Below are 12119 nucleotides of genomic sequence, written 5' to 3' on the forward strand. Positions count from 1 at the left end.
AACCATCTATTAACTTAAAAAAAACAAAAAATGAAAAAATTATTATTCTTACCGGCAATCGCCTTGCTCAGCCTAACGTATTCTTGTTCCAACGATAGTATGACAATGGAACCTATTTATGAACCTAATGCTCAAGTATCAGCTTTATCAATGTCCAGAAATGCCTCATCGCTGTCTGCTTATTTTGGTGATAATATAGACTTCAACAGTTTACCCAATTATGCCAATCAAAATATTCCAATGTATATATTCAGGAACAATATTCCGTTTATTAATCGTATTACAAATGAAGGGGCTACCTTGGGAAGGGTTTTATTTTATGATAAGAAGCTGTCCAGCAACAATACCGTCTCGTGTTCCAGCTGTCATAAACAGGAATTGGCATTTGGAGATAATAAAATGGCCAGCCAGGGAGTAAACGGAACAACGGGCAGGCATTCCATGAGGTTGATCAATGTGAGATTTGCAGAGGAAGCCAGATTATTCTGGGACAAAAGAGCAACCTCTCTGGATACCCAGACTACCATTCCTATCAAAGATCATTTGGAAATGGGTTATAGTGGTACGAACGGAGCCCCGTCGTTTAATAATCTGATCACAAAACTTCAGGGGTTGGATTATTATAAAGAACTGTTTACAAGAGCATATGGCAGTCCGGAAATCACTGAGGAAAAAATGCAGAAAGCACTGGCCCAATTTGTCAGCAGTATCATCTCTTTTGATTCAAAGTATGATGAAGGAAGAACTATGATTGCATCAGATTTTCTTGATTTCCCTAACTTCACCGCAGAAGAAAACCTTGGCAAAAAGCTGTTCATGGAATTTCCTGTTGCAGTACGTGGAACCCGCGCAGGAGGTGGTTTAGGCTGTGCAAGCTGTCACCTGGCTCCGGAATTTGGAATGAGTGCCTTAAGTGGTAATAATGGCGTCATTGATAAAATAGGGAGCACTGATATAGATCTTACGGTTACCAATTCTCCTTCAATGCGGGATCTTGTCAATTCCAATGGGCAGCCTCATGCTCCTATGATGCATTCTGCCGTGTTTTCTACATTGGAGCAGGTAATAGATCATTATAATAATATTCCACAAGATCCAAGAAACAATAAACTGGATAACAACCTTCGGTTAAGAGGTTTAAATGCTACACCAGCAGAGAAAAAGGCGGTTATTGCCTTTATGAAAACCCTTACCGGAAAAAATGTTTACAAGGATAAAAAATGGTCAAACCCATTTATTAATTAATTGAATATCATGCAGAAAGCCGGCAAAAGCCGGCTTTCTGCATGATATATCCATATTACTTTAATCAGTTAAAGCCGAATTTAGAAAACAGTCCCGGTTTTTTCCATGATGCCCTGTATTCATCAGCAATAGAATTATAATCTGGAAATGAACACACATAATCCAATAAAATGTGTGCTTCCTTAAGATTGCCGGATTGGTACAAAACTGCGGCCTTTGCCAACTCTACACCCTCCATTAGCTTGTCATATCCCCATTCTTCATCATGATAGATAATAGAAAACCTTTCAGCAAGTGATAAAGTATGGTCTTTATGATTTAGTTTACTATAAACTCTAACTCCGTAGCTAAGCCAAAGCACATAATCTTCAGGATCCATGATTTCTGCATTGAAAGCATCATGGTCACTAAAGACAGACGCTGCTTCCTGATATGCTCCATGAAAATAGTTGCTCTTTACCATCATATAAAGTGTTTTAGCCCTGTCGAAATCATCCAGCAGAAAATCTTTTTTGCTTTCCAAATATTTATGGGCAGTAATGGTAACCTTTCTGTAATCTTCGTGCTCATTATAGATCTGCATCAGAATATATTGTGGATGAGGTTCCCGGGGAAAGCGTTCGGCAAGTTTTTCATAATAAGATTGTCTGGTTATATGATCTTCGGTATCCAGACGCTGATACATTATTTCCTCCAAAACGTTTTTTCCTGCCTCCAGATCCCTGTAGTCGTAGTCATTAATTTCAGGATGTTCCATAGTGTGCTGATAAAAATAAGTAAGCATTTCCTCAGCATTTTTGTAAACATTATCGCATCCCAGCAGGCAATGAACCTCAATTTGGCGTGCTTTATAGTATAAATTTTTATAGAAATAGTCTTCGTCTTCATCATCATAAAGACTGAAATAATTGTTCAGTGCTTCCGCAGTCTCTTCATCATTTTCACCTTCTAATAAAGCATCTATTCTTACAAGATGAAGTTCCCTGAACTCTGAATATGTAAGCCCTTCAGAAGCTTTGGCAGCAGAAGCATCATGATCTCCCTGCAATACATATTTGATGGCTAAGTTATTACAGCACATCGCTCTGGTATGCAGGTCATTGTAATAATCGCTTTCAAATTTTCCTTCTTTATAATATCTTCGGAAAGCTTTATCAGCCTGCTCATATACCATACGGCTCACATCTATCCATTGCAGCTTATCACTTTCATCCTCTATTTCTTCTATAAACTCATTGATACAAACCCCTTCGTTGTAAATGTCTGTGGGGAAATCGGAAAATGCAGGAATTTCAGCCGGTATCACTTTATAAAGATGATATTCCGATTCTGCTTTCCGTCTCCATGCCGTTACATTTGATGATAATGCCACAGCCTTTTGCAGGAAGGGTATGGCTTCAGCATAGCGTTTATTTTCATAGAGATAGGTTCCGGCAAAATGGTAGCCTGAGAAAAGTTCCGGATGTGTAGTAATCACTTCAAGAGCATGCTCATAATAAAAATATTCAGAAATATTCAGCAGGTCAGCATAGTTTCTTTCAATGATCAGCTGATAATAGAAAATATCAGACGGGCTGTACCCCTTTTGAATCAATTCTGCAAAACGATGATGCCATTCTACGAGCTTTTCCTGTATATGTAAAGCACTGTTAGTCCCTTTAATAGCTTTCAGCATCATCTTCAATGAAAGATCCGGAGCATTATTTTCATAAGCTATATCCGCAAGGTTGATAAAATCATAATCATCTCTGCTTACAAAAGTGAGGTGTCCCTGCTCAATAAGACTTATTAATTCCTCTCCTGAGATCATTTTTTCGCGGTCCAGCAGATAGATTTTTTTGATCCAGAACAATGAGGTATTCTTATCCCTCAGCTCACGGTTGTTTGCAAATGCTCTTTGAAAGTAATATATTCCAGCTTCAAGACTGTTTAAAAGAGCTTCATTTTCACCCAGGGATTCATATATTTTCACTAAAAAGTCATAGCCGTAGGCTTCGTATCCTGCATGATCCAGTAAACGTTCCGCATACGCTATGAATTCGGCCTTATTGGCTTCAGTAATATGTTTTTTCATCCTGCCTATCTGCATCAATGTATATTCGTTGCTTAAAGGATAATCCAGGATATTATAAAGTGCTTTAAGGTTGTTGGGATTTAGCTTTAGGATTTTGCGGAGATAAGGAATTACCTTATCATGTATAGCACTGTATACTTCTTCATGTCCTTCGTCATACACACTGTCATGATGAGCCACTGCCATTAAAAATAATACCTCTTCATTGTCAGGATTGGATAATAAATATTTTTCGCCCTCTGCAATACACTGCTCCAGTTCTCCACGGTAAAACAGCTGTTCAAAATTGTTGTACATTATTAATATTTTGTCTATAATTTGATAGTTATATTCTGTCTGCTTTAGAGGCTTCAGAATTTTGATTTGGTTTGCAAAAATAAAAAACAAAATTAAAAATAGGGTAAAACACCCATAAAATCAGCAATAATATAACATTAAATATATATAGATTTGTTTGTATAAACTCAATACATCTGATAGAGAAAAGTTTAGCATCATCATTCTAAATAGCAGATTAATAAATAAAAAATTAAAATCTTATTAAATCAGAAAAATATCTACATAAAATTGCACCTAATCCTTTAATTTTCAAATTTAAAGCCTTAATTTTGAGGCGAAATTCAGAAAATTCAGATTCTTCAACAGCTATGCACATGAAAAAAATGATGATCGGGCTTTGTTCGGCCCTGTCTGTTATTGTTTTGGGACAAAAAAAGCCCTCAAAAGTAAGTAATCTTACCCCTTACAGCTATCAGACATTCAATTGTGACAACAAAGGATATTTTGATGCTGCCAAATATGAGAAAGAAGAAATAGACGGCGTTAATAAACTACTATATAAATTCAATGGGGTCCATTTTGATACGAATCCTATTTTTAAACTTTCCAGCCTTGAAGAGATCCGCAAAAATAAAGAAGCTCATTTAGAAAACCTGGAAAAACAGTATCAGGAAAAAAAAGAAGAGCTGTACAGTCTTAAGGTGATCGATTTGCCTGTTTGGAAAAATCTGTATGAGAATGCTATTCAGACTTTTGAAAATGAGTATGAACTGAACAGGGAAGAGATTATGGCTTTCTCTGATCCTGCAACCCTCAAAAACAGCAAATTTTACAACACCTGTAGAGAACCTATAGACGCGATATCTTCTCCCGACCGGGAAAAAATGTTTGAGGCATGGAAAAATTTCACGGAACTAAAAAGCAAAAATAACGCAGATCCAAAAGCTGTAATGGCGAGGTTTGATCTTAAAATGAATGATCCTCAAAAAGAGGATTACGCTTTGATTGATTTAATTGGCCTTAGTTTTCACAACTGTGCCAACAGCAGCTTCAGACAAAAACGTGAAGATGAAGGAACGGTTTACAAAGATTTTGATAAAATTTTTATGAAGCTCAAAAAAAATTGTGAAGAGTTGTAAGATGTACAATATAAAGGTTGAATATCTCTCTTCTAATGCTTTCAAGATATTGTTTATCTTATCCTTACATAATCTGTTTCAATATGTTTTCATTTCCTTTTTTAAGATAAAAACCAAAGCACCTCAGAAAATCTGAAGCGCTGTAGATAGATCAATGTCTGAAGATCCGGAAAAGATACTTTCGTTCATAAGGTTACCACTATTTTACCTACTACCCGTTTGGTTTCCATTTCCAAATGGGCTTTAGCCATTTCCTCAAAAGAAAAGATTCTATGGATATGAGGAATCAAAGACTTATTTTCAAGTAAATCTGCAATGGCCTGGATTGTTTCTTTTTTGGAAGCCACCATCATAAACTCCAGATTTACATTTTGTTTTTCCGCTTTATCCTTTATGTTTTGAGGGATCTCAGGCGAAGGCAATGTCACAATGATACCTCCGGGCCGCACTATATCTATTGATCTGAGCAGAGTATCTCCCTGAATAGTATCGATAACAATATCAATATCTCCAGCTATATTCAGGCTATCTTTTTGAGTATAATCAATATGCTCATCCGCCCCAATCGACAGCACAAAGTCCCTATTATTTGCAGAGGAAGTTCCTATCACATAAGCTCCAAAATATTTAGCAATCTGTACCGCAAAATGGCCAACTCCTCCTGAGGCAGCATGAATAAGAACCCTGTCGTTTTTTTTGATTTCAGCAACATCCACTAAAGCCTGATAAGCTGTTACCGCCGCTAAAGCAGCCGCTGCAGCCTCTTCAAATGTATGATGTTCAGGAATCAGAGCCAGATGGCTTTCAGGAGCAGCTGTATATTCTGCATAGGCTTTTCCGTTTCCGAAAAAGTTGATCATTCCAAAAACTCTGTCCCCAACTTTAAAGGCCGTTACTTCCTCCCCTATTTCACTTACTTCACCGGCAATATCCCAACCTAAGATCACTGGTCTTTCATCCCTATATATCCAATTGAGAACATGATCATATGCCCTTGCATTTACATCAACAGGATTGATACTTATTGCTTTTACCTGCACCAATACTTCATTAGTTTTTATTTGCGGTTTTTCCGTATCAGTCAACTGCAGCTTATCGACACCTCCGGCTTCATTTAAAATAATTGTTTTCATTATATTTTTACTTTAAGTTTAAAACAAAAGTAAATTAATGCTATATTACAGACAAGTATGCACTTTTTTGTACTCTACATACTAAAAGTATACTATTACTGATTATCAAAGGAATAATTTTAATAAAATCATGAAAAAATATCTAAAAGACGAACCTTCCTGCCCTGTAGACTATGCATTTAAGAGAATTGGCGGAAAATATAAAGGCAGAATATTGTGGTATCTCCATGTAAAGACGATCATGCGTTATGGTGAATTACGAAAAACGATCTCCGATATTACCCCGAAAATGCTTACCCAGACTTTGCGCGAGCTGGAAGATGACAGCCTTATCAGCAGGAAAGTATACCATGAAGTTCCCCCAAAGGTAGAATATTCTTTAACCGAAGTAGGACAGCAGCTCATTCCTTTTATTGACTATTTACGGATATGGGGAAATGAACAAATGGAGAAACAAAAAGTAAAGCAAACAGTATAATAAGATTATAAAAAAGCGCCTCAGAAATCTGAGGCGCTTTTAGGTTAATTAAGGTTTGTTATTTAGTCTATGTGTTTCGGAGTAAATCCGTCTTCACTTAGTTCTTTATGTACATAGTCGGCTTTCATTTCAGTTTCGTAGTCTACTTTTTCATGTTTACCCATTCTTCTTAGAATTGAATCAAACAATGAATACACTACCGGTACAATGATCAGCGTCAGGAATAATGATGATGTCAAACCACCAATAATAACCCAGGCCAGTCCGTTGTTCATCTCTGCTCCTGCCCCTTTTGCAATCGCAATTGGGATCATACCGAAGATCATCGCAATCGTTGTCATCAAAATCGGACGAAGACGGGCATGGTTGGCCTGAATCAAAGCGTCATGCGTATTGGCACCTGCTTCTTTTCTCATATTCGCAAAGTCGACGATCATAATCGCGTTCTTCGCTACCAGACCAATCAACATGATCATTCCCAGCATCGTAAAGATGTTCAGTGAGTTTCCGGTGATGGCAAGAATTACCATTACCCCGATCAATGCCAGAGGGATGGAGAACAATACTACAAACGGATAAACAAATGAATCATATAGTGAAACCATTACCAGGTACACCAATACAATAGCAGCCATCAATGCAATTCCCAGGGTACCGAAACCTTCGGTCTGGTTTTCCATATCCCCGCTCCAGATATAGCTTACTCCTGCAGGTTTGGTCTTTTCGTTATCCATGAACTGAGCAGCCCATTCGTTGGCAACATCTCCTACCGGACGACCTACTACTTTAGATTTTACCTTTACAGAAGGCGCTTTATCTCTACGTTCCAATAAGCTTGGCCCTGAACCCATTTTCACATCTGCAAACTGGCTAAGTCTGATCTGCTCACCTTGAGGATTGGTAAACATCAGGTTTCTAACATCATCAATCGACTGTCTGTTGGCATCACCAAAACGGATGTTGATATCATATTCATACTCTCCGGCTCTGAATTTTCCATCTGTATTTCCACTGAATGCAGTTTGCATCGTTTGACCTACACTGGAAAGATTTAAGCCTAAAGAAGCCATTTTATCTCTGTCGATATTTACCTGAACTTCCGGACTTCCAGAATCGGTTGATAATTCTGCATCTACAGAACCAGGAACTTTTTTAAGCAATTCAAGGATTCTGTTTGCTTCCTTATTGGCTGTTTCGTTATCCTGTGCTGTTACCACCATTTCAATTGGCGCATTATCTGCTCCCATTAATCCGATCGGTGCGGTTTTAAACTCAACTCCGGTGAATTTTTCTTCTAACGCTCTTTTTATTTTAGCAGACTTGATATCTGTACTTTCATTACGTTCAGATTTATCTACCAGGATCACCTGGATTTCTGACTGATACAAAGTTGCCTGCGCTCCACCAAAACCTGATGACTGCTGACCAACCGTTGTAATCATATCTACTACATCCTTATCATTTCTAAGATATTTTTCAACCGCTAATGTCACCTGATTCGTTTTTTCAACAGAAGCATCTTTTGGTAATTCCATCTGAACAAGGAACTGTCCTCTGTCCATTTTAGGGAAGAATTCACCACCGATAAATCCAAAAGCAACCAACATAAATGAAGAGATCAGGATAATGAATGTTACAATCACAGTCATTACTCTTCTTAATGTTGATTTTAAAGCCCATTCCAAAATTCCTGTGATCCAGTGTGTGAATTTCTCCAATTGTTTTTCAAACCAAAGGATAAATTTCTCGAAAGGATTTTTTCCTGTTAAATGTACTAACTTTCCGAATCTTGATGATAACCAAGGAATAATCGTAAATGATGCCAATAAAGAGAACATCGTTGCAATAACCACTGTAACACAGAACTGTGCCAGGATATCAGCTACCAACCCCGAACTCATTGCAATCGGTAAGAATACCACCACGATTACCAGGGTAATAGCCGTTACCGTAAATCCAATCTCTGAAGCACCGTCGTAGGCTGCACGAATTCTGCTTTTCCCCATCTCCATGTGACGGTAAACGTTCTCCAAAACCACAATGGCATCATCCACAAGAATACCTACTACCAATGACAGTCCTAATAAACTCATTAAGTTTAAGGTATACCCCATCAGATACATCCCGATTACCGTTGCAATCAATGACATCGGAATAGAAACCATTACGATAAATGCGTTTCTGATGTTGTGAAGGAACAATAGCATTACCACTGCTACCAGGATAATCGCTAAGAATAAATCGAAGATTACGTGGTCTGCTGCTTCAAGTGTAAAGTCTGTGGTATCATCTACAATATTGATTTTAACTCCCTGAGCTTTATAATTGTCCTGAACCTGAGCAATTGTTTTCTGAATTGCTTCAGAAACCGAAACTGCATTGGCATCAGACTGTTTTTTTACCTGAAGTAAAATGGTCGCATTCTGGTTGTATCTTGCTACTTTTTCTACATCTTTCTGGGTATCAAAAACTGTGGCAATATCGGAAAGACGAACCTGAGCCCCGTTTTTATTGGAAACTACCAGATTGTTCATTTCTTGTACACTTCTATACTTTCCTGAAAGTCTGATGGTAGATCTTGAAGTTCTTGTTTTAAGCGCACCTGTAGGGAAATCTAAGTTGGAAGAAAGGATCGCCTGCTGTACATCTCCAATGGAAAGTCCGTACCCCTGCAATTTCTTTTCATCTAAACTTACCTGAATTTCTCTTTCCTGTCCACCTACAAGATCAACCTGAGCAACTCCGTTTACACGGGAAAAAATAGGCTCTATTTTTTTATCTAAAAGGTCATAAAGATCCTTGTTGTTCAGTTTATCACTGGAAATACTCAACGTCATGATCGGAAGATCATCCAATGAGAACTTCTGTAATGAAGGTGGATCTGCATCATCAGGGAGGTCTGCCAGAATAGCATTTACTTTTCTCTGTGCATCATTCAAAGCATAATTTACATCAGCTCCTGTGTTCAGCTGAACCATAATTACTGATAAACTTTCGTAAGAAGATGATTCTACTTTTTTTACGTTTTCCAAAGAACCTACGGCATCTTCAATCTTACGTGTCACCGAAGTTTCCACCTCTGCAGGCGAAGCTCCCGGATACACCGTAGAAATGGTTACCATATTGGTTTCAAATTTCGGAATCAATTCATACCCCATCATGGAGTAGCTTAATAAACCTCCCAATGTAAGGATCGTAAACAATACGATGACAAGGGACGGCCTTTTAATGGATATTTCTGCTAACTTCATCTGCTCTTACTTTACGATATTGATTTTTGAACCGTTGTCAAGGTTGATCTGGCCGCTGGTAATTACCTGCTCACCGCCATTAAGACCGCTGATGATCTGAACTTTATCACCATACACTTTTCCGGTTTTTACAGTAATCATTTTAGCTGTTCCGTTCTGAACGATGAAGATCTGTCCTGAGCTTACCCCGTTCGCGAAAGCTTGAGCAGGAACCGTCAACATATTCTGAGTTTCAGCACCGTGATTGGTTTTGAACAAAGCGGTTGCGTACATCCCTGCTTTTAGGTTCCCTCTGTTCTGAACTTCAATTTCAACCGGGAAATTTAAAGAAGCATCACTTTTAGGAGCAATGAATGTAATTCTTCCGCTGAAAGAATCATCCGGTAAAACGTTGACCGTAATTGGAACTTCCTGACCTAACTGAATTCTTCCCACCTGGCTTTCGTCTACCAGTACAGAAAGTTTAAGACTGTTGATATTAACGATTTCAAACATGGAAGTTCCTACAGAAACCACTGTTCCGGGCTCAACCATCTTTTTATTGATCGTTCCGCTGATTCCTGCACGGATGCTGGTATCATTTACCCTTACTCCCTGCGCTCTTACCGCTGCCTGTGCATTTTTCAGCTGTAATCTTGAATTATCAACCTGCTGCTTGGTAACACCTCCGGTTTTAAAGGCATTTTCGTAACGTTGGTTGTCAATAATTGCATTTTGCAAATTATTTTGAGCCTGAGAAACATCTACTTCAATTGCATCTTTTTTGATCACTGCCAAAGTCTGTCCTGCAGAAACTCTTGATCCTTCTTTTACCAAAACGCTTACGATACGTCCAGCAATTTCAGAAGACTGATTCATTTCCTGCTTTGGAATAAAAGTTCCGTTGGCTGAGTAATCTGTGTCGATATTTTCTCTTGAAACCGTTACCACATTCACGTTGATCTTATCCACCTGCTTGGCAACTTCTTTTACTTCCTGTGTCTGTTTTTCTTTATTATCTGCAATCTTGTAAGCTGCCAGACCTATCAGTACAGCTGCTACGATGATATATATTAAGGTTTTTTTCATAGTTTATTACGGGTTTTGTAGTGTGTTTAATTCTCCTTTAGCCTTGATTAATTTTATTTCCGCCTGTTTGTAATCCAATAAAGCATTGGCATAGTTCTGTTTTGCCTGGGTAAGAGCATTTTCAGCATCTAAAACCTCTGTAAGCGTTGCCAGCCCATACTGATAGTTGGCCTGAGTATTTTTCTGAACTCTTTCTGCCAGCCCTACATTATCTTTCATACTTTCGATATTGATTAATGCATTTTCCATATTGGTAATTGCATTTTTATAATCTAAACTTAAGTTCAGTTGGGTATTTTGAATATCTAAATCCAGGTCCTGAATATCAATTTCTGCCTGATTGATTTTGGCTTTGGTAGCTCCTCCGGTGAAAATCGGAACATTAATATTCAAACCAATTGCTGAATAATCACTCCACAGGACTCCATTGTTAATCCCGTTTGTAAGAGGAAATTTTCTACCTTGTCCTCCCCAGCCGTAATTGGCAACTAAACTCACTGTCGGATATAAATAAGCTTCCGTAGCTTTTTTATTAAACTGTAGAAGTTCTCTGTTTTTATTTAAAACTTTGATTTCTGTACGGTCATCAAGGTTTACATTGCTTGCTATCAATTCAGGTTTGGGTTCGATTGTTTTTTCTTCAAGCTCAATATCTGTAGAAATAGGAACTCCCATATAAAATTTCAAAGCATTTTTTGAAAGCTCTACCGAGTTGATTAAGGTCTGCTTATTTGAACCAATATTAGTCAGCTGAACATTGGTACGGTCTAAGTCGATGGCTTTTGCCAATCCGTTATCAACCAAACTCTTGATGACATTCCTTGTTCTTTCCGTATTGGCGTAGCTGGCTTCAACCGTTTTAAGATTCTCTTCCTGAACAAAAACCTGATAATAGGCTGTGGCTACATTTTCAATGATCTGTTCGTTCGTTAACTGAGCATTCAGAACATAGAATTCTCTTGTAGATTTTGCCGCTTTAAGACCGGTAAAAACTCTCTGGTCAAATATGGCCTGCTGAAGCTGTACAGAAGCTGTTGAGCTCCATGGCTGTCCCAGCTGCGCTCTGATTCTTTCTCCTCCGAATTCAAGCAAAGATTCCTGAATAACAGGATTGTAAGTTAAGCCTGCTGTGGCACTGATCTGCGGTAAAGCTCCAGCTCTTGCCTCATCAATTTTATATTCAGCCTTTTTGATCTGCAATGCTGCTTTTTTGGCTTCTGCCTTATTTTGCAGTGCCTGCTTGATGGCTTCCTGTAAAGAAACCTGTTGCTGGGCAGATACGGATGAAAAGCCGAAAATCATAAATGCTGCAGCTATCCCAATTTTTAGCTTATTAGCAGTTATACGTTTTCTTTTCATAATTTTATACTTCGTTTATTTTTTTAATGTAATTTTTCTCACAAATGTTTTTATTCCTAAAGGACGAATCATTTCTTAAAATACTTTAACATT

At 38.1% G+C, this 12119-nt stretch carries 8 protein-coding genes; 3 read left to right on the plus strand and 5 right to left on the minus strand.

Annotation, left to right across the window (positions count from 1 at the left end):
• Positions 1–30 precede the first annotated feature (30 nt).
• Positions 31–1245, plus strand: coding sequence for a cytochrome-c peroxidase (locus MP477_RS02445; RefSeq protein WP_257189002.1), 1215 nt, complete (start codon positions 31–33; stop codon positions 1243–1245).
• 64 nt (positions 1246–1309) lie between these two features.
• Here MP477_RS02445 and MP477_RS02450 read toward each other — a convergent pair whose 3' ends face one another.
• Positions 1310–3616, minus strand: coding sequence for a lipopolysaccharide assembly protein LapB (locus MP477_RS02450; RefSeq protein WP_257189003.1), 2307 nt, complete (start codon positions 3614–3616; stop codon positions 1310–1312).
• A 356-nt stretch (positions 3617–3972) separates the two neighbouring features.
• On the opposite strand from MP477_RS02450, the gene MP477_RS02455 reads away from it, so the two are divergent.
• On the plus strand, positions 3973–4737 hold the full coding sequence (locus MP477_RS02455; protein ID WP_257189004.1) for a hypothetical protein: 765 nt from the start codon (positions 3973–3975) through the stop codon (positions 4735–4737).
• Between the two features lie 185 nt (positions 4738–4922).
• Here the strand turns inward: MP477_RS02455 and MP477_RS02460 are convergent, their stop codons facing one another.
• A complete protein-coding gene (locus MP477_RS02460) occupies positions 4923–5870 on the minus strand; it encodes an NADP-dependent oxidoreductase (protein WP_257189005.1) in 948 nt (315 codons plus the stop codon).
• Between the two features lie 130 nt (positions 5871–6000).
• Between MP477_RS02460 and MP477_RS02465 the strand changes: the two genes are divergently transcribed.
• On the plus strand, positions 6001–6348 hold the full coding sequence (locus tag MP477_RS02465) for a helix-turn-helix domain-containing protein (RefSeq protein WP_257189006.1): 348 nt from the start codon (positions 6001–6003) through the stop codon (positions 6346–6348).
• 62 nt (positions 6349–6410) lie between these two features.
• On the opposite strand, the gene MP477_RS02470 is transcribed toward MP477_RS02465, so the two are convergent.
• From MP477_RS02470 to MP477_RS02480, 3 genes are read right to left on the minus strand one after another with little or no spacing between them, the layout of a single operon-like run.
• Positions 6411–9599: an efflux RND transporter permease subunit gene (locus MP477_RS02470; RefSeq protein ID WP_257189007.1), complete on the minus strand. Its 3189-nt coding sequence runs from the start codon at positions 9597–9599 to the stop codon at positions 6411–6413.
• 6 nt (positions 9600–9605) lie between these two features.
• Complete coding sequence (locus MP477_RS02475) at positions 9606–10667, minus strand: efflux RND transporter periplasmic adaptor subunit (protein ID WP_230035150.1); 1062 nt, start codon at positions 10665–10667, stop codon at positions 9606–9608.
• Between the two features lie 6 nt (positions 10668–10673).
• Positions 10674–12026, minus strand: a complete 1353-nt coding sequence (locus tag MP477_RS02480) for a TolC family protein (protein WP_230035147.1) — start codon at positions 12024–12026, stop codon at positions 10674–10676.
• Between the last annotated feature and the right edge of the window lie 93 nt (positions 12027–12119).

The sequence above is a fragment of the Chryseobacterium sp. WG23 genome (assembly GCF_024586575.1).
In the GTDB taxonomy this organism is placed as follows: domain Bacteria; phylum Bacteroidota; class Bacteroidia; order Flavobacteriales; family Weeksellaceae; genus Chryseobacterium.